The 23,216-nt window shown below is 33.2% G+C and carries 22 protein-coding genes; 12 read left to right on the top strand and 10 right to left on the bottom strand.

All coding sequences use genetic code 11. From position 1 onward, the window contains the following. Window positions 1–39 precede the first annotated feature (39 nt). On the bottom strand, window positions 40–915 hold the full coding sequence (locus EV697_RS06135) for a VirK/YbjX family protein (RefSeq protein WP_132023740.1): 876 nt from the start codon (window positions 913–915) through the stop codon (window positions 40–42). A gap of 117 nt (window positions 916–1,032) precedes the next feature. On the opposite strand from EV697_RS06135, the gene yihA reads away from it, so the two are divergent. After that, window positions 1,033–1,647 (top strand): ribosome biogenesis GTP-binding protein YihA/YsxC, encoded by a 615-nt coding sequence (gene yihA, locus EV697_RS06130; RefSeq protein ID WP_132023739.1) that lies wholly within the window; start codon window positions 1,033–1,035, stop codon window positions 1,645–1,647. Between the two features lie 78 nt (window positions 1,648–1,725). Here yihA and EV697_RS06125 read toward each other — a convergent pair whose 3' ends face one another. Then, on the bottom strand, window positions 1,726–2,280 hold the full coding sequence (locus EV697_RS06125; RefSeq protein ID WP_132023737.1) for a carboxymuconolactone decarboxylase family protein: 555 nt from the start codon (window positions 2,278–2,280) through the stop codon (window positions 1,726–1,728). 269 nt (window positions 2,281–2,549) lie between these two features. Here EV697_RS06125 and EV697_RS06120 point away from each other — a divergent pair, with 269 nt between their 5' ends. Continuing rightward, a complete protein-coding gene (locus EV697_RS06120; protein WP_132023735.1) occupies window positions 2,550–4,082 on the top strand; it encodes a YifB family Mg chelatase-like AAA ATPase in 1,533 nt (510 codons plus the stop codon). Between the two features lie 5 nt (window positions 4,083–4,087). On the opposite strand, the gene EV697_RS06115 is transcribed toward EV697_RS06120, so the two are convergent. Together EV697_RS06115 and envC are read right to left on the bottom strand one after the other, a co-directional pair. Continuing rightward, entirely contained in the window at window positions 4,088–4,918 is an 831-nt protein-coding gene (locus EV697_RS06115; RefSeq protein ID WP_418883944.1) for a divergent polysaccharide deacetylase family protein, read from the bottom strand. Window positions 4,919–4,935: 17 nt separating this feature from the next. Continuing rightward, window positions 4,936–6,162, bottom strand: coding sequence for a murein hydrolase activator EnvC (envC, locus tag EV697_RS06110; protein WP_132023731.1), 1,227 nt, complete (start codon window positions 6,160–6,162; stop codon window positions 4,936–4,938). A 188-nt stretch (window positions 6,163–6,350) separates the two neighbouring features. Here envC and EV697_RS06105 point away from each other — a divergent pair, with 188 nt between their 5' ends. After that, on the top strand, window positions 6,351–7,034 hold the full coding sequence (locus EV697_RS06105) for a 2,3-diphosphoglycerate-dependent phosphoglycerate mutase (RefSeq protein ID WP_132023729.1): 684 nt from the start codon (window positions 6,351–6,353) through the stop codon (window positions 7,032–7,034). 73 nt (window positions 7,035–7,107) lie between these two features. Here EV697_RS06105 and ruvX read toward each other — a convergent pair whose 3' ends face one another. The 3 genes from ruvX to rsmE are packed head-to-tail and all read right to left on the bottom strand — an operon-like array spanning window position 7,108 to window position 8,837. Next, window positions 7,108–7,527: a Holliday junction resolvase RuvX gene (gene ruvX / locus EV697_RS06100; RefSeq protein ID WP_132023727.1), complete on the bottom strand. Its 420-nt coding sequence runs from the start codon at window positions 7,525–7,527 to the stop codon at window positions 7,108–7,110. Then, complete coding sequence (locus EV697_RS06095; protein WP_132023725.1) at window positions 7,527–8,084, bottom strand: YqgE/AlgH family protein; 558 nt, start codon at window positions 8,082–8,084, stop codon at window positions 7,527–7,529. Before EV697_RS06095 ends, ruvX begins: the two co-directional genes overlap by 1 nt. Before the next feature lie 18 nt (window positions 8,085–8,102). Further along, the gene (rsmE, locus tag EV697_RS06090) at window positions 8,103–8,837 is read right to left on the bottom strand and encodes a 16S rRNA (uracil(1498)-N(3))-methyltransferase (RefSeq protein ID WP_132023723.1); all 735 of its coding nucleotides are present in this window, start codon (window positions 8,835–8,837) and stop codon (window positions 8,103–8,105) included. A 180-nt stretch (window positions 8,838–9,017) separates the two neighbouring features. Here rsmE and EV697_RS06085 point away from each other — a divergent pair, with 180 nt between their 5' ends. The 6 genes from EV697_RS06085 (at window position 9,018) to EV697_RS06060 (ending at window position 17,325) form a co-directional block, all read left to right on the top strand. After that, window positions 9,018–10,790, top strand: coding sequence for an ABC transporter ATP-binding protein (locus tag EV697_RS06085; protein ID WP_207904097.1), 1,773 nt, complete (start codon window positions 9,018–9,020; stop codon window positions 10,788–10,790). Further along, window positions 10,787–12,535 (top strand): ABC transporter ATP-binding protein, encoded by a 1,749-nt coding sequence (locus EV697_RS06080; RefSeq protein WP_132023721.1) that lies wholly within the window; start codon window positions 10,787–10,789, stop codon window positions 12,533–12,535. Before EV697_RS06085 ends, EV697_RS06080 begins: the two co-directional genes overlap by 4 nt. A 113-nt stretch (window positions 12,536–12,648) precedes the next feature. Beyond that, window positions 12,649–13,362 carry a DNA repair protein RecO gene (recO, locus tag EV697_RS06075; protein ID WP_132023719.1) on the top strand — a complete coding sequence of 238 codons (714 nt, stop codon included), beginning with the start codon at window positions 12,649–12,651 and terminating at the stop codon, window positions 13,360–13,362. A gap of 11 nt (window positions 13,363–13,373) precedes the next feature. Then, entirely contained in the window at window positions 13,374–14,684 is a 1,311-nt protein-coding gene (gene rlmD, locus EV697_RS06070) for a 23S rRNA (uracil(1939)-C(5))-methyltransferase RlmD (protein ID WP_132023717.1), read from the top strand. Window positions 14,685–14,697: 13 nt separating this feature from the next. Further along, on the top strand, window positions 14,698–16,929 hold the full coding sequence (gene relA, locus EV697_RS06065) for a GTP diphosphokinase (protein ID WP_132023715.1): 2,232 nt from the start codon (window positions 14,698–14,700) through the stop codon (window positions 16,927–16,929). Window positions 16,930–16,968: 39 nt separating this feature from the next. Beyond that, window positions 16,969–17,325, top strand: coding sequence for a diacylglycerol kinase (locus EV697_RS06060; RefSeq protein WP_132023713.1), 357 nt, complete (start codon window positions 16,969–16,971; stop codon window positions 17,323–17,325). A gap of 60 nt (window positions 17,326–17,385) precedes the next feature. On the opposite strand, the gene EV697_RS06055 is transcribed toward EV697_RS06060, so the two are convergent. From EV697_RS06055 to EV697_RS06045, 3 genes are all read right to left on the bottom strand, one after another. Beyond that, window positions 17,386–18,060 carry a 3-keto-L-gulonate-6-phosphate decarboxylase UlaD gene (locus EV697_RS06055; RefSeq protein ID WP_132023711.1) on the bottom strand — a complete coding sequence of 225 codons (675 nt, stop codon included), beginning with the start codon at window positions 18,058–18,060 and terminating at the stop codon, window positions 17,386–17,388. A 32-nt stretch (window positions 18,061–18,092) separates the two neighbouring features. Further along, window positions 18,093–18,557, bottom strand: a complete 465-nt coding sequence (locus EV697_RS06050; protein ID WP_132023709.1) for a PTS sugar transporter subunit IIA — start codon at window positions 18,555–18,557, stop codon at window positions 18,093–18,095. Between the two features lie 73 nt (window positions 18,558–18,630). Further along, a complete protein-coding gene (locus tag EV697_RS06045) occupies window positions 18,631–20,427 on the bottom strand; it encodes a PTS ascorbate-specific subunit IIBC (RefSeq protein ID WP_132023707.1) in 1,797 nt (598 codons plus the stop codon). Window positions 20,428–20,781: 354 nt separating this feature from the next. Between EV697_RS06045 and ulaG the strand changes: the two genes are divergently transcribed. The 3 genes from ulaG to EV697_RS06030 form a co-directional block, all read left to right on the top strand. Further along, window positions 20,782–21,873, top strand: coding sequence for an L-ascorbate 6-phosphate lactonase (gene ulaG / locus EV697_RS06040; RefSeq protein ID WP_132023705.1), 1,092 nt, complete (start codon window positions 20,782–20,784; stop codon window positions 21,871–21,873). Between the two features lie 117 nt (window positions 21,874–21,990). Next, entirely contained in the window at window positions 21,991–22,758 is a 768-nt protein-coding gene (gene ulaR, locus EV697_RS06035; protein ID WP_132023703.1) for an HTH-type transcriptional regulator UlaR, read from the top strand. Window positions 22,759–22,779: 21 nt separating this feature from the next. Next, a partial coding sequence (locus EV697_RS06030; protein WP_132023701.1) for an L-ribulose-5-phosphate 3-epimerase occupies window positions 22,780–23,216 on the top strand: 437 nt, incomplete at its 3' end.

The raw sequence follows: 23,216 nt of genomic DNA, 5'->3' as shown, positions 1-23,216 counted from the left end.
ACATAAAAAAATAGCCCTTTTATCTGGGCTATTTTTGTATTATTTATTTGCTAATAAATGACTTTTTAAAATCTCCATAATCTCATCTAACATAGCATAACGTTTTTTATACATTGACCGTTTTTTACTAGGAATGCCATCTAAGGTTTTCTGTCCTATATCTAAAGGTAAGTCCCAATATTTTTCCAATTTACCGCCACTTTCGCTAAAAAGTGTATCGTAATTCACTAGATAACGACTACTACGCACAAATCGAGATTTATTTTGATATTTTTGTGGAATACCAAACAACTTTTCATACCCTAATACCATGGTTAATGCTTTCATAATTTCAATCATCAAATAAGCAGGACGCAAACCATGACATTGTTTAGTTAATGCTTTAACAATCTCTTTTGAGCCTTCACAATTCGGCCCTTGAATCACACCAATCAATAAACTATCTTCCACTTTTCCAAAAGTTAATAAATAGATTAATTCTTGGCTTGGTTTATGTACTAACTCCAAAGACCAATAACCTTCCATTGGCTGATATTCATTAATCTTTAAAATTAGCTCAAAATTTTCGATAACTTCACCAAAATTTACTGATTTTTCCCATAATTGAGCAAGTTTTAATTCCTTAAATTTCTTTGGCAAAAAAGTTAAATTTTCACAAATGATGTTTAACTTTTGCGTACCATGAAAACGCTTATCTAAAAAACGATGTGCCACAGGGTAGCTGTACATAGGATGATTATTTAATAAATCAATTAAATAATCATGTTGATTAATAAATTTTTCAAATTTTTGAATATTGAAGTAGTTTAATAACATTCTTAATTTAAAACGAAAACGTTTTAAGCGATAAGATTTATTTTCTCTATCAGGATAAACTAATAAAGGATTAGGCCATTGGTATATATTTTTACTCATAATTCTTATTTTAATAAAAAAGATAGCGCATTATAGACTAAATCTAGATTTTTTCTCGTTCATTTTTCATTTATAAGGTATCCTTAAGCAAATAATTTTATATTGTAGGTTTCTAAAATGACAGATATCACACTGAACTACCAAAAAACGCATTTTCTAATGAGTGCACCGAATATTAAAGTATTACCTGAAGATACTGGGATTGAAATTGCTTTTGCTGGGCGATCAAATGCGGGAAAATCAACCGCACTTAATACATTAACCAATCAAAAAAACTTAGCAAGAACATCAAAAACACCAGGACGAACACAATTAATCAATTTATTTGAAGTTGAGCCAAATTGTAAACTCGTAGATTTACCAGGTTATGGTTATGCGGCAGTACCTGAAAAAGTAAAAATTCAATGGCAAAAATCTTTAGGAGAATACTTACAAAAACGTGAATGCTTAGGGGGGGTTGTGATTTTAATGGATATTCGCCACCCACTAAAAGACCTCGATCAACAAATGATTGAATGGGCAGTTTCTGCTAATTTACCTATTTTATTATTACTAACTAAAGCCGACAAACTCAGTCAAAGTGAAAGAAGTAAACAAATTAAAATGGTGAGAGAAGCTATTTTACCTTTCCAAGGAGATATTCAAGTTGAAGCATTTTCAGCATTAAATAAATTTGGTGTAGATAAACTCTCGAATAAACTTAATGAATGGTTTTCACCAATATTTGAATAATATTTGCGATGTTGATCGTAACAAAAAGCAAAATAAATTCTGTTTATTTTGCTTTATACAACCAATCTAAGTTTATCATTACTTATTAGGTAAGTAGTCTGATAGCTCTGGATTAATTTCTGTTTGTGCTACATTATTAGCATAGTTACAAAGTGTTGCCAACGCAATCCCCATAATCACATCTAATACATTTTGATCGCTATAACCAACAGATTTAAATGCGGTTAACTCTGCATCTGATACTTGACCACGCTTATCTATAAGTTGCATAGTAAATACGGCTAATGCTTGGTATTTTAAATTACCCTCAATAGCAGTGCGATTACGTAATGCTTCTAATATTGGAGCAGGCATTTTTAATCGTAGTTTTGCTATTTTTGAATGCCCCGCAACACAAAAATCACAACCATTATGTACAGCCGCGGTAATTTGTACAACTTCAATTTCTTCAGCTGTTAATGAATTTGTACCATTCATTTTCCCTATTTCTTGATAAAATGCCAATGCTTGTGGTGAATTAGCCAACACACCAATCAAATTGGGGATAAACCCATTATTGCGTTGAACAGCTTCCATTCTCGCTTTTGCTTCTTCTGGTGCACTACTAATTGAATGAACGGTCAAACGAGCCATAAATACTCCTATAATGTAAAAAATTTAATAAACGTTTTTGCAAGATAATTAAAACAATGGAGGAATGCAATAAAATTTTTCAATTTAAACAAATAAACACTCGCTTATATCTTATACATAAATCTTGATATAAAGACTCTCACTACATAAATAAAACAATAAAGTTTGATAATTTTGTAAATTTGCGATCTCGATCGCAATAAAAAGCAAAATAAATTCTGTTTATTTTGCTTTTTTTATAATCTCTTAAATTGAAAAAGGAGATTATTATGTCGTTAGCTGTTGTTTATAGTCGTGCTTCTATGGGAGTGCAAGCACCATTAGTTACTATTGAAGTCCATATTAGCAATGGTAAGCCAGCATTTACCCTTGTAGGTTTACCAGAAAAAACAGTTACGGAAGCACAAGGGCGTGTGCGAAGTGCATTATTAAATGCACAGTTTAAATATCCTGCAAAACGAATTACCGTTAATCTTGCACCAGCTGATTTACCAAAAGAAGGGGGGCGTTTTGATTTGCCTATCGCCATTGGCATATTGGCCGCTTCAGGACAATTAGAGAGTAAATATTTACAACATTTTGAGTTATTAGGTGAATTAGCTTTAACAGGGGGATTACGAGGCGTTCAAGGAATTATTCCTGCTATTTTAGCTGCTAAAAAACAAAAACGCCGTTTAATTATTGCGAAACAAAATGCGAATGAAGCAGCCTTAGTCGTTGATCAAGAAACCTATTTTGCTGAAACCTTGTTAGACGTGGTTAATTTTCTTAATGAACGACATCAATTGCCCTTAGCCAGCGCAATTGTATCAAATAATAACCATCAGCAATTAAACCCAATACAACGAGATCTTACTGATATTATAGGTCAACAACACGCTAAGCGAGCATTAACCATTGCAGCAACAGGACAACATAATCTATTATTTCTAGGTCCACCTGGAACAGGAAAAACAATGTTAGCGAGTCGTTTAACAGATTTACTCCCTGAAATGACCACACAAGAAGCCATAGAAACCGCTTCCGTTACTAGTCTTATTCATAATGAATTAAATTTTCATAATTGGAAAAAGCGTCCTTTTCGTTCACCACATCATAGTGCCTCTTTACCTGCTTTAGTGGGCGGTGGTACGATCCCCAAACCGGGGGAAATATCCTTAGCACATAATGGTATTTTATTTTTAGATGAACTGCCAGAGTTTGATCGCAAGGTACTAGATGCTTTAAGACAGCCTTTAGAAAGTGGCGAAATCATTATTTCTCGAGCCAATGCTAAAATCTTATTTCCGGCTAAATTTCAATTAGTTGCAGCGATGAACCCAAGTCCAACAGGTCATTATTCTGGTATTCATAACCGCACTTCACCCCAGCAAGTAATGCGATATTTAAACCGTTTATCAGGTCCTTTTCTTGATCGTTTCGATTTATCTATTGAAGTGCCTTTACTACCCAAAGGAACATTACAAAATACGAATGAGCGTGGAGAAACTAGCGAAGAAGTGAGAAATAAAGTGTTAAAAATACGGGAAATTCAACTTACAAGAGCAGGGAAAGTTAATGCTTATTTAACGAGCAAAGAAATCGAAAAATATTGTCGGTTATCAAAAGATAATGCTTTCTTTCTAGAAAATGCTTTGACTAAGTTAGGCTTATCGGTTCGCGCTTATCATCGCATATTAAAAGTCGCTCGTACTATCGCTGATCTAGCAGAAGAAAAAGATATAGCTCAACCTCATATTGCCGAAGCATTAGGATATCGGGCAATGGATCGATTATTACAGAAATTATCTAATAACCTTTAGTCGAATTACTCAGGAATACCTCGCAATAAAGAAATCCTTTTAAAAGGTTCAACAGAGGTTGGAGCGGGTTTGCCGTCAAATAAAAAGATAAATGGTTTGATTGGTACCACTTTTTCATTTCGCCATAGGTTCCCAATACCGATTAATTGAATATCTTTAGGAAGATTTTTTAAACCAGATTGTAAAACGGCAATGGTATTTTTTCTAGGATGACCAATAACGATTGCCATGCCATATTTTTGTGCATATCTGATAGCACTTTGAAACTGATGACTCACATCGGAAAATTCGTTACTATCATCTAAAAATATATGTCTATCTAAACTCGGAATCCCCTGTTCCTTAGCGATTTTACCCGCCACAGAACGACCAATTGTTCGACTATCCAAGAAAAATAAATTTTGTTGTTTTAACTCTTTCATTAACTTATGCATTAAATCTGCATCGGCAGTTGCAGCACTGCCCATATGATTATTTAACCCAATGGCATCAGGAATAATTTTTTTTGCAGTTTGTATCCGATTATTGACCTGCCCCTGATCCATTCCTAGCTTTAATGCACCTGTTTCAATGCTATGATGTCCCAAAGCTTGCATCGGTAAGTGAATTAAAATATCACGATTTTGTTGCTTCGCTTTATGATTAATGTCTTTAGCATTAGGGGCTGAAGGAATAATGGCAACAGAAATCGCTTTAGGTAAAGCTAAAATAGCGGCATCTTCTTTAGAGCGATATCCCATATCATCAATAACAATGGCTAATTGTGCCGCTTGAGCATTAATGATCATCGTATAAAGTGCGGTCAAAATTATTAATTTTTTTACCGCAGTTTTCATAAAATTAAATATTTCCATTATCTTATCCAACTTACTGGATTCATTGGCATACCTTTACGGCGAATTTCAAAATATAACCCTGAACTTGATTGACTTCCAGATGATCCTACTTCAGCAATTTTTTCTCCAGCGTGCACATATTGACCTTCTTTAACCGAAATTTCTTGATTAAAGCCATATAAGCTTAAATCATTATCTCCGTGTTTAATAATCACCATTAAACCATATCCTTGCAGAAAATTAGCTAAAATTACTCGCCCATCAGCAATAGCCTTAACTGTACTACCAGCATTCGCTTTAATAAAAATTCCTTTCCATTTTAATTCGCCCATTTGAGTTGAGCCGAAAGAATTTAAGATTTTACCTGATACTGGATATTGATACTGCCTCTTCGGTTTCCCTAATCCTTTCGTGCTTGCCATTAATTGTTTTTCTTGAGCAGTAGGTTTATACGGCTGGCGATTTTTTTTCTCTTCTTCCTGTTTTTTCTTTGTATATGCTTCTCTTTCTCTTTTTTCTTGATCTTTTGCTAATTGTTCCGCTTGTTGAATTTTCTTAAGTAACGCATTTTCATTCGCTTTGAGTGATTCAAGCTTATTCTCATCTCTTGCTAATGTTCGATTCAGTTTTTTTAACGTTATTTGATGCTCTGTTTTAATTTTTTGTAAATCTTGTTGCTGTTTCTTTTGCTCATCTAATTGTGCTTTTTGTTGTTGCTGTTGTTGCAAAATTTCCTTTTTATTTTCCAATAACTGAACTTGTGTTTTTTCAATATCCTTAATTAAATCCAAACGAACAAGATTAAGATGATTATAATAAGCTTTCATTCTTTCCGCTTTTTGTGCATCTTCAGAAAATAATCGCTCTAAAACAGATGGATTAAGTCCTGAACGGTACATCATATCAAGTTGTTTTGATAATTTTGCTTTTTGTTGTTTTTCTCTTTTTTCTAAAGCCTTTATCTGTTTTTCTGTTTCCGAAATAATGCGTCGTGTTTCTTTCAAATCACTTTCTGTTGCCGATAATTGATTAATAACATTTTTTATTTGTATTTCTTGAGTTTTTAAAGTGGATTGTAATTGGTCTTGCTGACGTTTTTGCTCTGCAATTTTTTGTTCTTGCTCTTGGATCTGATTGCGAATTTTAGATAAATCACTAGCGATAGCACCCTGTAAACAAAGCCCTATTGTAAAAAAAATGAAAACCAATAAATTGAATTTTTTCAACACAAAACAGAAACGCATAAAATATCCCTTATCAAAAATCATCGTAAATATATCATTATTTTCTTTTATCCTTAAATTTTACTTAAAATTTTTTCAAAGCAATTTTGCGAAAGATCAGTAAAGCAATGGTTTCTACTTTCAAAAAGGATAAAATTTTGCTATAAAGTGAGTAATTTTTTATTACACAATTATTAGGAGATCTTTTTATGGAATTAGTTTTTATTCGTCACGGATTTAGTGAATGGAATGCCAAAAACCTATTTACTGGTTGGCGTGATGTTAATTTAACAGAACGTGGTGTTGAAGAAGCAAAAGCTGCGGGTAAAAAATTATTAGATGCTGGTTATGAATTTGATATCGCTTTCACTTCTGTGTTAACTCGTGCTATCAAAACTTGTAATATTGTCTTAGAAGAATCTAATCAACTTTGGATCCCTCAAGTGAAAAACTGGCGTTTAAATGAACGTCATTATGGTGGCTTACAAGGTTTAGACAAAAAAGCCGCAGCGGAAGAACACGGCGATGAGCAAGTTCACATTTGGCGTCGTTCTTATGATGTATTGCCACCATTATTAGATCCAAAAGATCCTAATTCTGCTCATAATGACCGTCGTTATGCACATCTACCGTCAGATGTTGTTCCAGATGGCGAAAACTTAAAAGTAACCTTAGAACGTGTATTACCATTCTGGGAAGATCAAATTGCACCAGCTTTATTATCAGGCAAACGTGTTCTTGTTACCGCTCACGGTAATTCATTACGTGCATTAGCAAAACATATTATGAATATTTCTGATGCTGATATTATGGATTTTGAAATCCCAACTGGTCAGCCATTAGTATTAAAATTAGATGATAAATTAAACTTTGTTGAAAAATTCTATCTTTAATCAATACTAAAAATTAACAAAAAAATAACCGCACTTTTAACAAGCTATCAAAGCTTAAAAGTGCGGTGTTTTTTTATTCAGAATAATTTTCAAACCAACTTTCTAAAATTAAGCAAGCTGAAATACCATCTACTTTACCTTTTTCTAAAGCTCGATAGCCACCACGCTGAAAAATCTCTGCCCTTGCTTCTGTTGTAGTTAAACGCTCATCTTGTAATTCAACTTTTATACCAAAACGTCCATACAATCTATTAGCAAATTTTCTCGCTCTTACCGTAATATCTTGCTCTGTTCCATTCATATTCAATGGTAAACCAACAACAATGACATCAGGTTTCCAATCTTTTAAACATTTTTCAATATTACTCCAATTAGGGATACCATCAACGGCTTTAAATGCGGGTAAGGATTGTGCTGTCCCCGTTATACTTTGCCCCACTGCACAACCGATACTTTTCACCCCAAAATCAAAGGCAATAACCGTAATACTCATTAACTATGCCCTATTTGATGGGAAAAATTAGCAGATTCAATACCTAACAACTGATTAGCTGCAAACCAACGCTCATCATAGGAAATGTCAAAAAGAATATGTTCTGTCGCAGGTACAATTAACCAATCTCCATTGATAATTTCCATTTCTAATTGATTAGGAGACCAACTTGCACAACCTAGTGCCATAATATACTTATCAGGTGAATTGACTGTACCAAAACTATTAATAACATCTGCAGAAGTCGTTAAATAAATATCCTCTGTTACTTTATAGCTATGCTCAAAATCATTATTCGTTTTACTATGTAAAATAAAACCACGTTCAAGATTAACGGGACCACCAGCAAGAATTAATTGATCTGGGAAATAGCGGTCATTTGCCATCATAAAATTCATTTTTGCACAAAGCTCTGCCAAACTAAGATCGGTTGGCTGCGTTAACACTAAGCCCATTGTTCCCTGATCATTATGCTCGCAAATATACACGACGGAGCGTCGAAAAAAATCGTCCTCTAAATGAGGCATTGCAATTAAAAAATGATGTTGCAGTTCCATTTTATTCCCTAAGATAAATTAAGTTAAATCCCCAAAACAAACTTGTAATGCAGTAATTGCAGTTAATGCCGCTGTTTCCGTTCTTAATATACGTTTTCCTAATAATACTTCTGTAAAACCCTGTTGTTCAGTTTGAGCTATTTCCTGTGGCGATAAGCCCCCTTCAGATCCAATCAGCAAACGAACACCTTCTTTAGGAATATGAGGCAAGGTTTTAATGGAATATCTTGCTCTTGGATGTAGATTTAATTTTAGCGCCTTATCTTGTTCAGCACACCAATCTTGCAATTTCATCATCGGGCGAATTTCAGGAATGACATTACGTCCACATTGCTCACAAGCAGAAATAACAATCTTTTTCCATTGCTGAATTTTCTTATCCATTCTTTCCGTGTCTAATTTTACACCACAACGTTCTGACCAAAGCGGTGTAATTATATTTACGCCTAACTCAACAGATTTTTGAATGGTAAATTCCATACGATCGCCACGAGAAATAACCTGTCCTAAATGAATAGATAATGGACTTTCTCGATCATCAAATTGCCGAGATAAAATCTCCACTTCAACATTTTTTTTACTAGATTGAGTAATTACCGCATTATAAATATGGTTACTTCCATCAAATAATTCAAGTTGTTGTCCGGCTTGCATACGTAAAACACGCCCCACGTGGTTAGCTCCATCTTCACTAAGTTGACAATCTTTTACGTTCATTAATGGTTCTGGATGATAAATTCTTGGTATTCTCATTTATTTTATCTATATTCATTATTTTTACTTATCATATCAGATAATAAAAAAACAATGAAAAATATCGCCGCACTTATTTTATACGCCAGTAAACATACCTAAAACTATATTTGATAATCATTATCAAATATAGTAATCTAATTATGTTATATGTAATATTTTTTTATTAAGAGGACTGTTATGTTAAAAGAATCTTTTTTTGAGAAGCTAACATCTTATATGGGAAATAAAAAAAGTTTACTGATTACGTCATTGTTGCTTTCCGCTATATCCTCTATCCTAGGATTATTACCTTTTATATTCCTTTGGCTGATAATAAAAGAATTATTCAAAACTCAACCTGTCTTTGATGATGTCTTTGTGTATGCTTGGTCAACCTTAGGAACCGCTATCCTTTCAATGATTTTATATTTTTTATCATTAACTTGCTCTCATTTAGCTGCTTTTCGAGTGGAAGTAGGTATGCGTAAAGTGGGAATGCGTAAAATTATTAATATGCCTCTTGGCTTTTTTGATAGCCGTGAAACCGGAAAAATACGAAAAATTATTGATGATAATACAAGTCAAACTCATCTATTTTTAGCTCATCAACTACCTGATTTAGCTTCTTCTATTATTTCTCCCATAATTATTCTTATCCTTATGTTTGTAATAGACTGGAAAATGGGATTAATATCACTTATTCCTATTTTATTAGGTGTTATTACAATGAGTTTTATGATGACAGAAGAAGGAGAAAATTTTAGAAAAAAATATATGGATCACCTTGAAAATATGAGTAGTGAGGCAGTGGAATATGTTAGGGGGATGCCTGTAGTAAAAACATTTGGGCAAAGTGTGTACGCATTTACACGTTTTGTGGATAGCATTGTTAAATATAAAGAAATTGTTTCGGCTTATACAATTATGTGGCAAAAACCAATGGCATTTTATATGATTGTGATGCACAGTGCCGCATTTTTCCTCATTCCTTTCTCTATTTTTTCAATTAATGAAAATAACTTAATGCTCATTTTGAATAATTTTATTTTTTATTTGTTAATTGCACCTAATTTTACATTATTATTTATGCGTAGTATGTATTTTCAAAATGCAATGAGCTTAGCAAAGCAGTCTTTAGAACGTTTTGATAATATACTTGATTATCCACAAATGGTCTTTCCAACAAATAATATTACCCCAAGCCAATTTGATATTGAATTTAAAAACGTTTCTTTCTCTTATAAAGATACCGATCATAATGCTATTGAAGACATTAGTTTTAGAATTAAAGAAGGGGAAACTCTCGCTTTAGTTGGTTCATCAGGAGGTGGAAAGACAACAATTGCCCGATTACTCGCAAGATTTTGGGATATTCAATCTGGTGAAATCCTTATTGGTGGACACAATATCACAACACTCTCTAAAAAAGTTCTTATGGAAAACATCGCTTTAGTTTTTCAAAATACAAAACTTTTCAACTTATCCATAAAAGAAAATATCATCTACGGTAAACCTAACGCCTCTAAGGAAGAAATAGCAAGATCCATAGATTTATCACAAAGCAGAGATATTATTGAAAAATGCCCTGATGGATTAAATACACGCATTGGTAAAAATGGAATATACCTATCTGGCGGAGAACAGCAACGTATTGCATTAGCTCGAGCTATTTTAAAAGATGCCCCTATCATTATTTTAGATGAAGCAACCTCATTTGCAGACCCTGAAAATGAATACCTAATTCAACAAGCCTTATTTGAATTAAGTAAAAATAAAACAACGTTAATGATAGCACATCGTTTAAATACAGTACAAAAAGCAGACAAAATTTTAGTCCTTGATAAAGGAAAAATTATCCAAGAAGGGACACATGATGAATTAATTTCTCGGGAAGGATTATATAAAACCATGTGGATGGAATATCAACAATCAATTGATTGGAAATTGGAAAATACTGGAGATGAAAAATGATTAAATTTTTTCAACGCTATTTTGCTTTAAGTGAGTCTGGAGCAAAAGACTTACGTACTGCTATTTTCTCACATACATTATTAAACCTAAGTATTATGTTACCAGTCATGCTGGCATTTATATTTTTAGAAGAATATTTAAATATTTTAGAAAAAAATATCTCTACTGATGATAACTCTTTATGGTTCTATTTAATTTTCTCTATTTTTTCATTCATAATAATGTACGCGATAGCTTATATTGATTATGCAAAGCTTTATACAAAAATATACACCGAAAGTTCTAAACGTCGTATCAAATTAGCAGAAACATTACGTGAATTACCGATGTCATTTTTTAGTAAAAAAGACACTGCTGATTTAAGTGCAGTTATCATGGAAGATACTGAGCAGATTGAGGGATTATTTTCACATGCTGTACCTCAAATTTTTGCCGCAATAATTAGTATGACATTAATTAGCTTCGCAATGTTTCTTTATGATTGGCGTATGAGCCTAGCAATGTTTTGGGTTGTACCTATTAGTTTTTTAGTTTTTTATTTATCCAAAAAAAGAATGGAGAATGGTCATTACGAGGTTTATAACCAAAAAAGAATTGTTACTGAAACAATCCAAGAAGGGATAGAAATGATACAGGAGATTAAAGGGTATAACCAAGAATCTACTTACATGCAATCTCTAGACAAAGAGCTCGATAATTTTGAAAATAAATTAATTAAAGGTGAATTAATGGGGGGAGCATTACTAAACTCTTCCTATGTAGTTCTTAAACTGGGGTTACCAAGCATCATCTTTGTTGGAGCATTTTTATTCATTGAGAACAAAATAACCCTATTTTCTTATTTGGTTTTTCTAATAATTATTGGGCGAATTTATGATCCATTTATTGAAACAATGAATAACTTTGCCGCTTTGTTGTACTTAAAAGTACGCATTAATCGTATAAAAGAAATGGATTCAATGTCTCGTCAAACTGGCTTAAAAGAATTTTCACCTGATAATTTTGATATTAAATTTAAGAATGTAGATTTTTCCTATCAAGAAAATCAAAAAACACTAAAAAACATTAATTTTACCGCTAAACAAGGCGAAATAACCGCATTGATTGGTACATCTGGTAGCGGTAAAAGCACTATTGCTAAACTAGCTACAAGATTTTGGGATATAGATAAAGGACAAATTTTATTGGGAAATCAAGACATAAAAGAAATTTCTCCAGAAATCTTACTAAAATATTTTTCTATTGTTTTTCAAGATGTCGTGTTATTTAATACAAGTATAATGGAAAATATTCGTCTTGGTCGAAAAAACGCCACTGATGATGAAGTGAAGGAAGCCGCCCGTTTGGCTCAATGTACCGAATTTATAAATAAATTACCTAAAGGATATGAAACAGTCATAGGAGAAAATGGTGAAAAACTATCAGGAGGAGAACGTCAGAGAATTTCCATTGCTAGAGCATTATTAAAAGATGCCCCCATTATTTTATTAGACGAGGCAACAGCAAATTTAGACGCAAGAAATGAGAGAAAAATTCAACAGGCAATTAGTGAGTTAATAAAAAATAAAACAGTATTGATTATTGCACATCGAATGCGAACTATCATTAATGCAGATAGAATTATTTCCCTAGAGGCGGGAAGAATAGTCGAGAATGATACACCACAAGTATTGAGAACCCAAAATGGTATTTTTGCCTCTATGATAAATAAACAGCAAACATTTAATAAAATATCTATTAACTAACGTTGTAAATAAAACCGATTACTTCAGAAAATATTTTCTGAATAACCTAAAGAGCGGTCAAAAATCTGTTAAAATAAACCTATAAAATATTATTTATCAGATGAGAAAAGGCTGTGGAGAACTGGCAAAGGGGATTTGTTTTACATCGTAGAGATTATAGTGAAACAAGTTTATTAGTGGATCTGTTTACAGAAGAAACAGGACGCTTAACTGTACTTGCCAAAGGGGCGAGATCAAAACGTTCTCCCTTAAAAAGTTTACTACAACCTTTTACGCCATTATTACTACGGTGGTCTGGTCGTGGGGAATTAAAAATCTTAACCAAAGCAGAAGCGGCGGCAATTACTCTCCCCTTACAAACCACCGCACTTTATAGTGGTTTTTATATCAACGAATTAATTACTCGCTTATTACCAGTAGAAACAGCTTATCCTTCTCTTTTTCAAGAATACTTACGTTGTCTAACAGGGTTAGCAATCTCTCCTAATACATTAGAAACAAGTTTACGCACGTTTGAATTTCAGCTATTGCACACTATTGGTTATGGCGTTGATTTTTTACATTGTGCAGGTTCAGGTAAGCCCGTAGATGAAACAATGACTTATCGTTATCGAGAAGAAAAGGGCTTTATAGCCTCTTTAATCAAAGATAATTTAACATTTTATGGACGAGAATTAATTGCCTTTGAAAAACGAGAGTTTACGGACAAAGCCATCTTACAAGCAGCAAAACGTTTTATTCGTATTGCATTCAAACCCTACTTGGGTGGCAAACCGCTAAAAAGTAGGGAATTATTTAGTCAACATATTTTATATCAAAATAAATAAGATAATCGCCAATGGTTTTACTTTATACCCCTAAAAAACAGCAACAAAAAACAAATTTAATCGCCGATATTATTGATTTAGACTATCAAGGATTAGGCATTGCAAAAATAAATGGTAAAACGTGGTTTATTGAAAATGCTTTACCTCAAGAAAAGGTCGAATTTTCGATTATTGAAGAAAAACGCCAATATGGTCGTGGGAAAGTAAAAAAATGGCTGAAATTAAGCGAACAGCGACAATCCCCTAAATGCAGTTATTATCAATCTTGCGGAGGCTGCCAAAGTCAGCATATTCCGTTAAGTTTACAAAGAGAAGCAAAACAAAAAGCCTTATTTCAACGTTTAAGTAAATTGCAATCCAATATTGAATTTATGCCAATGATGATAGGAGAGCAATGGCAATATCGTCGTCGTATTAAATTAAGTATTTGCTATGACACAAAAAAGAAGATAGTAAATATTGGTTTTCGGCAAAAAAGCTCACAGCAAATCATACCCATAAATCATTGTGATGTGATCGAAATAGAAATTAATGAAATACTGCCAAAATTGACCGCACTTTTGCAGCAATGGTCATTACCAAAAACATTAGGGCATATAGAATTAGTTGCCGCAGATAATGGACTAGCAATACTTTTACGCATTACTGAAAATTTAACAAAAAACGACCGTACTTTGTTAATAAATTTTGCGAAACAACAAAATTTAATGCTATTTATACAAGATAATTACCAAATACATCATTTATGTGGTGAATATCCTTATTATCAACTTGATGATGGTATAAAATTACACTTTGATATTCGAGATTTTATTCAAGTAAATAAAGCACTTAATCAAAAAATGGTAAAAACCGCACTAAACTGGTTGGATCTAAACCAAGAAGATAATGTGTTAGATTTATTTTGTGGAATGGGGAATTTCACTTTATCATTAAGTAAAAAAGTAAAAAGTGCGGTAGGAATTGAAGGTGTTTCAGATATGGTTATGAAAGCAGAAAAGAATGCAGAACAAAACCATTGCGATAATGTCAAATTCTATCAAGGAAACTTAGATCAACCCTTTAATCAACAACAATGGGGACAACAACATTTTAATAAGATTCTTCTTGATCCACCACGAACAGGGGCGGCTTTTGCATTACAGGCTTTATGCCAATTACAAGCAGAAAAGATTTTATACGTATCTTGTAATCCTGCTACATTGGTTCGTGATACAGAAATTTTATTAAACTTTGGCTATCAATTGAAAAAAGTAGCAATGATTGATATGTTTCCAAATACTAGTCACTTAGAAAGCATTAGTTTATTTGAACGACAATAATAGGAAGTAAGTTATGGTTGCGGTACGAGGTTCACATTTACTCAATCTTGAAGATTTTGTAATCGAAAATTGGTGCGAAAATTTAGGATTATCTGCTGAAGCACAAACACATATTATCCAAGCTTGGCATTATTCAAAAGATAAAATAACCACCTCAAAAGAGATAGATGAAAACAAAGCTATCTATTTAATGCACACCAGTATCGAAATGGTAGAAATTCTACACGCCTTAAATATGGACGCAGACAGTTTATTAACGGCGATGCTTTACCCTATTGTCTATCAAAAATTAGTTGACCTTGAAACAATTAGTGAAAATTTTGGCAATAAAATCAGCAAATTAGTCAAGGTCGTTATTGAAATGGATAATATCCGCCAATTAAATTCTAGTCGTTCAAGTAATAGCACACAAATTGATAATATTCGTCGTATGCTACTGGCTATGGTTGACGATTTCCGTTGCGTTATTATCAAATTAGCTGAACGTATCACTTTTTTACGTAGTACCGAAAAGAATACCTCTGAAGAAGAGCTTGTACTTGCAGCTAAAGAATGTGCCAATATTTATGCACCTTTAGCTAACCGACTAGGTATTGGGCAATTAAAATGGGAATTAGAAGATTATTGCTTTCGCATTTTACACCCAGAAACCTATCACTCTATTGCAAAATTACTACAAGAACGTCGTTTGGACAGAGAACAATATATTGCAGATTTTGTTACTGAACTTAAAGGCTATTTAAAAGAAACTATCGAAAAAGTAGATGTATATGGCCGTCCAAAGCATATTTATAGTATTTGGCGGAAAATGCAAAAGAAACACATTGAATTTAATGCACTTTATGATGTTCGAGCTGTGCGAATTATTGTTCAAGAATTACAAGATTGCTATGCCGCATTAGGAATTGTACATACTCATTTTAAACATTTACCTAAAGAATTTGATGATTATGTTGCTAATCCTAAACCAAATGGCTATCAATCCATTCATACCGTTGTTTTAGGCAAAGGTGGTAAACCTGTTGAAGTACAAATTAGAACTCAACAAATGCACGATGATGCGGAGCTTGGTGTGGCAGCACATTGGAAATACAAAGAAGGGGCTGTCGGTGGTCGCTCTGGCTATGAAGAAAAAATAGCTTGGTTACGTAAACTTCTTGCTTGGCAAGATGACATCACTGATTCAGGTGAAGTATTGGCTGAACTACGTAGCCAAGTTTTTGATGATCGGGTCTATGTTTTTACACCAAAAGGAGAAGTGGTTGATTTACCAACAGGCTCAACACCACTTGATTTTGCTTATGCTATTCACAGTGAAATAGGACATCGTTGTATTGGAGCGAAAGTATCAGGACGTATCGTACCTTTTACTTATCAATTACAAATGGGCGATCAAATCGAAGTTATTACTCAAAAAAATACGGTTCCAAGTCGGGATTGGGTCAATCCTAATCTAGGTTTTACTCATACAGCTAAAGCAAGAGCAAAAATTAATGCTTGGTTTAAAAAACAAGATCGTGAAAAAAATATTCCTGCTGGTAAAGAACAATTAGAACAAGAAATTACGAGATTAGGGATTAATTTAAAACAAATAGAAAAATTAGTTTTACCACGCTATAACTTAAAAATAATGGATGATCTCTATGCAGGAATCGGCGCTGGCGATATTCGCCTTAATCATCTTATTAATTTCTTACAAAGTAAACTATTTAAAACCGATGCAAAACAGGTTGATGATGAAATATTACGCCAAGTATCTAATAGAAATACGGCTAGTTCTCAATCTAAAGATCATAAAAAAGACTATATCATTGTTGAAGGCGTCGGTAATTTAATGCACTATATGGCACGTTGTTGCCAGCCTATTCCTGGAGATGATATCGCTGGATATATTACAATGGGAAGAGGCATTTCTATTCATCGCAAAGATTGTGAACAATTTTTAGAATTACAAGAAGCTCACCCTGAACGTGTTGTCGAAGCAATCTGGGGTGAACATTATGCCTGTGGTTTTCGAATTAATATTCGTATTACCGCCAATGATCGTCATGGCTTGTTGAGAGATATTACAACTGTTCTCGCGAATGAAAAAATCAGTGTCTTAAGCGTTTCTAGCCGCTCAGATACTAAACGCCAATTAGCCAACATAGATATGGAAATTGAATTACATAATGTTCAAACCTTAAGTAAAATACTTGCAAGACTGGTAAAATTAGATGATGTTATTGATGCAAAACGCTTATAATAATATACGATTAACTAATATTAACTATGAGAATAGACAATGTATAAAACAACTGGATTAACCCATCTCATTAAATCAACAGGCTATTCATTACAAGGCTTGAAAAGTGCGGTTAAAAATGAAACCGCTTTTCGCCACGAATTATTTTTATCGATTATTCTTATCCCTTTAGCTTTTTGGTTAGGAAACAATAAAATAGAAATAGCCTTAATGATTGGCTCTATTTTATTAGTATTACTCACTGAATTACTCAATAGTGCCATTGAAGCCGTTGTTGACCGAGTAGGAACGGAATACCACGAACTTTCAGGCAGGGCAAAAGATTTGGGATCTGCTGCTGTATTTATCGCATTAACAACAGTTGTGGTAACTTGGGGAATAGTTTTGTTTGTGTAATTGATAAAATTTACGGCAGGTAGATAAAATAAATGGTGGGTTTATCCCACCATTTGTTTCTTACCAATACTTAGCAATTTCTTCTCGAATTGCATTAGCTGTCTCTTTACCAGTACTACCTACCAATGCTCGACCAGCAATAAAGGCTTTTGTATTCTTAATCTCTTTGAATAAATGAATATCCTGAGGAATAATACCGCCAGTAATAGATAATTCTAATCCTATTTCAGATAACGTTTTCATTTTTTCAATATCTTCGGCTACCCAGCCTTTTCCAGCCAATTCAGCATCTCTTGAACGATGATAAATAGCTTGTTTCACACCTAATTCAACCCATTCTTTTGCATCTTCAAATGTCCAATTTCCATAAATTTCAATTTGAATTTCTTTTTTCACCTTTAAAGTTGGATTAGCCGCATTAAATTCATCCGCAACTTTCTTACAAGCCGCTTTTGTTGCAGGATGAGCAGCAGCAGAAACGGTAAGCCAGTCTGCACCAGATTCAAATGCCATTTTTGCAAGAATAGCACCTCCATCAGTTGTTTTTAAATCACATACAATTATATGATTAGGATGTAATGCTCGAAGTGTTTTAACTGCTTTCATTCCTTCTGCACAAGCAAGAATTGTTCCAACTTCAATAATTTCAACGACATCTTCTGCCTGCTTTGCATCGGCGACTGCTTTTTCGAGAGTTAATGAATCTAACGCAATTTGAAGTAAAGGTTTTGTCATAATCTATTCCTTAATTAAAAATTTACTATTATTTATAAAGCTGAACTAATCATTTCATAGACATCTTCCGCCGTTTTGCAACAACGAACTTTGTCCAAGTCCACACCAATATCACTTTCAGGATCATCAAGAACTTGAGTAATTTCCATCAATCCTTGCATATGCTGATCTGAATCACTACCTGCAAGTGTTAAAAATACATCAACAGGCTCATCTTCGCCGTCAAAATAAACAGGTTCTTTTAATGTTACAAGTGCAAATGCTGTTTTTATTACACCTTCTTCTGGACGAGCATGAGGCATCGCTAACCCTGGAGCTAAGATAATATAAGGACCTAATTCCTTAATATGTGTAACAATATTGTCATAGTATCTAGGCTCTATTGCACCAGAAGAAACAAGCATATCGGTACCAATTTTAATTGCTTCCTGCCAATTTTCAGCCGATTGCTGTAATTTAATGGAATGATTTTCCATAAGAGATTGTTTCAAATTCATAAGGCTCCTTATTTAATTAAAGGGTGGTTATTTGATCAATGTGTTATCTATTAACCACCGATACCCATAACATTTATTTTTCTTGATACTTACGAATTAAATTAATTAATTCATCACCAAAAGAATTAGGATTTAACATATTCTGTACACCAAGAACTGACTTCCCTTCTCCAACTTCAATTTCATTTGCTAGATGTTTAGAAGAAACAATAATATCAATCTCACTAAGCTTTCCTTTATAATCAGTTACTGCACAAGAATCCATTACATTTGGAATACCACGTTTATCTAAATAACCTTTAATTTTCATTTTCATCATCATTGATGAGCCTTGTCCAGAACCACAGACTGCTAATATACGAACAGGTCTTACATCCACATTTTCAATATTCTCTACATTAGAAACTGTCACCTCTTCAACAGGATTTGTTTCTACATCATCTAAATCATAGCCATCCATTTGCTCAAGCGTTTTACCTGCTGCTTTTGCAGCTATTTCATCTTGACGAAGTTTTTTAGAGGCAAATCCCATATAAACTATTGCGAAAGCCAAGATAACAAAGAAGAAACCCGGAATACTCACAATACCTTGTAAAATAGGAGGGAAAAATAATGCCCAGTCTGCCATTCCCATCCAACCATTAAACATGGTACCTTGACTTTCCAATAATTGAATTACCCAAGCAGACCCCAATACTTCGATAATACCCATGACAAAACAAATTTTCATCACTGCTTTCCAACCACCAAATTGGTTTGCAAATACACCAATAGTTGCATTAGAGAAGAACATTGGAATAAACCCAGGAATAATCAATACTGGAGCATTAATACCAAGTAAAAATCCTACAGCTACAAACTGACCAATTGCCCCCCACATAAAGCCAAATACCATTGCATTTGGTGAGAATGCATAAATAGCAGCACAGTCAATTGCTAATACAGAATTCGGAATAAGCTTTTCTGAGATACCTTTAAATGCCTCAGAAAGCTCCGCAACAAACATACGAACCCCAGTAACAATGATTTGGATTGCTACTGCAAATTTAAGTCCCATTTCTAGAATATACATAAACCAATGACTTTTACCCGCCATTTGTTGTAAGTTATCTAAACCAAATGAAAGCAAAATAATACCAAAAAATACAGTCATAACTAATGCTGTTGCTGAAATACTATCATGAAAAATATGCAACCACTTAGGTAAATTCATATTATCAACGGAGTCATTTCTATCACCAAGTTTTGGTGCTAATTTAACAGCAATCCAAGAAGCAATTTGTTGTTGATGACCAATAGAAAAACCTGCACCACCTGTTACTGCTTGGGTAGGTTTATACATAATATTAGAAGAAATCCCCCAATATAGTGCCATAAGTACAGCGGTATAAATAACTGTTTCCCACATTGAGGCACCAATTATCATATAAAACACAGCAACCAATCCTGCCTGCTGGAACATAATATGTCCCGTTAACATGATGGTTCTTATACCCGTAAAACGCCTAAAAATAACCAATAAAATATTTAAAAATAACGCTAATACCACAGCATAACCAACCCAACTATAATTATCAGCCATCGTTTGAATTGTTGCTTGCATACTGGTATAAGGATCAATTACTGCACCAGTTAAATTGTGAAATTTTGAAAGATTTTCAATAATAGGTTTAAATCCACTAACTAATGTTCCCGCCCCAATTTGAACCATCATAAATCCAACAATAGTTTTAATTGTTCCCTTAACAATAGTAGTCGTATCCTTTTTTAATAAAATATAACCAAGACAAGCTACTATACCCAATAAAAATGGTGCTTTTGATAACACTTGCGCATTAAAGCCTAGAAATAAATTGTAAAGCATTTCCATAAGAACCTCTGTTGTTCTACATTTAGTTAATTTAAATTAAAAACCTTACTGATAAACATCAATATAGTAAGGCAATATTACATCTCGTCGCATAATACCAACAAAAAAAGATTAAAAAAGATTTATTTTGATTATTTGTGACACTCTTCACAATTTATTTTATGGATAAGTTATTATAAATAACTCACAAAAATAAAATACAAAAAAATAATATGCATTAAAAATCAATAAATTAAAATAAAAAAACTGACTTTAATCAAAAATTTCACAAAAAACACTTTATTATTTTTATTGATCATAATATGATTACAAATGATTAATTAAACATCGTCATAATCATACTAGGAGTAAACAATGAGTAAAGTTTCAGAAATTACACGCGAGAGTTGGATCCTTTCTACATTTCCAGAGTGGGGAACATGGCTAAATGAAGAAATAGAAGAAGAAAAAGTACCTGAAAATAATTTTGCAATGTGGTGGCTAGGTTGTGTTGGTGTTTGGATAAAAACACCAGCTTCCGCAAACATTTGCATGGATCTATGGTGTGGACGTGGAAAAGCAACTAAAAAAGTAAAAGATATGGTTCGCGGCCACCAGATGGCAAATATGGCTGGAGTTAGAAAACTACAGCCAAACTTAAGAAATGCTGTAGGTGTTCTTGATCCATTTGCAATCAATGAAGTCGATGCGATTGTTGCAACACATTACCATAATGATCATATTGATGTTAATGTGGCTGCTGCGGTAATCAATAACCCAAAATTAGATCATGTAAAATTCATTGGGCCACAATATTGTGTTGATATGTGGACAAAATGGGGGGTACCAACAGATCGTTGTGTTGTTGTAAAACCAGGTGATTCAATAAAAATTAAAGACTTAGAGCTAATTGCATTAGATTCATTTGATAGAACCTGCTTGGTCACATTACCAGCCAGAGGAGCAGAAGAAAATGGAGGGGAATTAAATGGTATTTGCCCAAGCGATGAAGAAATGGGATTAAAAGCAGTAAACTATTTAATAAAAACACCTGGTGGCAATATTTATCACTCAGGTGATTCGCACTATTCTATTTATTACGCAAAACATGGTAAAGATTATGATATTGATGTTGCATTAGGTAGCTATGGCGAAAATCCTGTTGGTATTGCAGATAAAATGACCTCTGTTGATATTCTCCGTATGGCAGAATGCTTAAAAACTAAAATAGTGATTCCTGTCCATCATGATATTTGGACTAATTTTATGGCAAGTACTAATGAAATTCTTGAATTATATCGGATGCGTAAAGATCGACTACAATACAAATTCCATCCATTTATTTGGGAGGTTGGCGGTAAATATGTTTATCCAAGAGATAAAGATTTAATCGAATATCATCACCCTAGAGGGTTTGATGATTGCTTTGAGCAAGAACCAAATGTGCCATTCAAATCAATATTGTAAAAATTTATACCGCACTCTCATAGTGCGGTATATTTTCAGTGTTCATTTATTTTAACTTGGACAAATATTGTAGTATATTTTATAGACCATAAAAACTACAGTTTTAAAGGATAAATTATGAATGAACAAATTAGGCATGCTAACTTATTGAAGTTATTGGAACAGAAAGGAATACTATCTGTTCCAGAGCTTGTCGACTTTTTAAAAGTTTCACCCGCTACAGTAAGACGAGATATAACCAAACTAAGTACAGAGGGAAAACTAAAAAAAATCAGAAATGGCATTGAAACAATTTCCTATTTTTTTAACGAAACCCAATCTAACAAATTAAAAAAAATAGATAACTTAAAAATAAGCAATCTAGATGAAAAAACAAGAATAGCGAACAAGGCGGCTACACTATGTAAAGATGGAGAAAGTGTTATTTTAACCTGTGGAACAACGATGATGGTACTTGGTCGAACTTTATGTAAAAGGAATCTTCAAGTAATAACTAATTTTCTACCATTAGCAAATTATCTCATCGAAAATGATCATGAATCAGTTGTTATTACAGGAGGACAATACAATAAAAATCAAGCAATCACATTATATTCTAATAATCTTAATGATGCTTTTTATGCTGATATTGTATTCACCAGTGGAAAAGGATTAACTACTCAAGGACTATATAAAACAGACGTATTAATCGCTAATTCAGAACAACAGATTTTGCCAAAAACATCAAAGTTGGTAGTTTTACTTGATAGTTCAAAATTAGATAAGGCAGTTGGCATGCTATTTACAGAATTAAAGAACATCAGTTTACTAATAACTGGCAAAGAAGCTAATCCACATATTATTAATAAATTGAGAGCAAGTGGATTAAATATTATTCTTGCTTAATTTGTAATTAAGGAAATATAAATGAGAAAACATAAACTGGGCATTTATGAAAAAGCCTTACCCAAAAATATCAGTTGGCAAGATAGATTGTCTATTGCCAAAGCCTGTGGCTTTGATTTTGTTGAAATCTCCATTGATGAAACCGATGAACGTTTATCTCGTTTAGATTGGACAAAAAAAGAAAGACTAAAATTGGTTAAATCAGTAATTAATACTGGTGTAACTATTCCCTCAATGTGTCTATCTGGACATCGTCGTTTTCCTTTTGGTAGCAAAGATGAAGCGATTCGCCAAAAAGCCTATGAAATCATGGAAAAAGCAATTCAATTAGCGGTTGATTTAGGTATTAGAACCATTCAATTAGCTGGCTATGATGTTTATTACGAAGAGCAAGATGAGATAACAGTTAAACGTTTTCAAGAAGGACTTGAATGGGCAGTTGAATTGGCGGCAAGTAA

It is taken from the genome of Bisgaardia hudsonensis (genome assembly GCF_004345785.1).
Taxonomy (GTDB): domain Bacteria; phylum Pseudomonadota; class Gammaproteobacteria; order Enterobacterales; family Pasteurellaceae; genus Bisgaardia; species Bisgaardia hudsonensis.
This window is presented reverse-complemented; position numbering and strand designations above follow the sequence as displayed.

Coding starts and splice junctions, on each gene's coding strand:
- EV697_RS06135 (WP_132023740.1), bottom strand. CDS start 915: ATGAGTAAAAATATATACCAATGGCCTAATCCTTTATTAGTTTATCCT.
- yihA (WP_132023739.1), top strand. CDS start 1,033: ATGACAGATATCACACTGAACTACCAAAAAACGCATTTTCTAATGAGT.
- EV697_RS06125 (WP_132023737.1), bottom strand. CDS start 2,280: ATGGCTCGTTTGACCGTTCATTCAATTAGTAGTGCACCAGAAGAAGCA.
- EV697_RS06120 (WP_132023735.1), top strand. CDS start 2,550: ATGTCGTTAGCTGTTGTTTATAGTCGTGCTTCTATGGGAGTGCAAGCA.
- EV697_RS06115 (WP_418883944.1), bottom strand. CDS start 4,918: ATGAAAACTGCGGTAAAAAAATTAATAATTTTGACCGCACTTTATACG.
- envC (WP_132023731.1), bottom strand. CDS start 6,162: ATGCGTTTCTGTTTTGTGTTGAAAAAATTCAATTTATTGGTTTTCATT.
- EV697_RS06105 (WP_132023729.1), top strand. CDS start 6,351: ATGGAATTAGTTTTTATTCGTCACGGATTTAGTGAATGGAATGCCAAA.
- ruvX (WP_132023727.1), bottom strand. CDS start 7,527: ATGAGTATTACGGTTATTGCCTTTGATTTTGGGGTGAAAAGTATCGGT.
- EV697_RS06095 (WP_132023725.1), bottom strand. CDS start 8,084: ATGGAACTGCAACATCATTTTTTAATTGCAATGCCTCATTTAGAGGAC.
- rsmE (WP_132023723.1), bottom strand. CDS start 8,837: ATGAGAATACCAAGAATTTATCATCCAGAACCATTAATGAACGTAAAA.
- EV697_RS06085 (WP_207904097.1), top strand. CDS start 9,018: ATGTTAAAAGAATCTTTTTTTGAGAAGCTAACATCTTATATGGGAAAT.
- EV697_RS06080 (WP_132023721.1), top strand. CDS start 10,787: ATGATTAAATTTTTTCAACGCTATTTTGCTTTAAGTGAGTCTGGAGCA.
- rlmD (WP_132023717.1), top strand. CDS start 13,374: ATGGTTTTACTTTATACCCCTAAAAAACAGCAACAAAAAACAAATTTA.
- relA (WP_132023715.1), top strand. CDS start 14,698: ATGGTTGCGGTACGAGGTTCACATTTACTCAATCTTGAAGATTTTGTA.
- EV697_RS06060 (WP_132023713.1), top strand. CDS start 16,969: ATGTATAAAACAACTGGATTAACCCATCTCATTAAATCAACAGGCTAT.
- EV697_RS06055 (WP_132023711.1), bottom strand. CDS start 18,060: ATGACAAAACCTTTACTTCAAATTGCGTTAGATTCATTAACTCTCGAA.
- EV697_RS06050 (WP_132023709.1), bottom strand. CDS start 18,557: ATGAATTTGAAACAATCTCTTATGGAAAATCATTCCATTAAATTACAG.
- EV697_RS06045 (WP_132023707.1), bottom strand. CDS start 20,427: ATGGAAATGCTTTACAATTTATTTCTAGGCTTTAATGCGCAAGTGTTA.
- ulaG (WP_132023705.1), top strand. CDS start 20,782: ATGAGTAAAGTTTCAGAAATTACACGCGAGAGTTGGATCCTTTCTACA.
- ulaR (WP_132023703.1), top strand. CDS start 21,991: ATGAATGAACAAATTAGGCATGCTAACTTATTGAAGTTATTGGAACAG.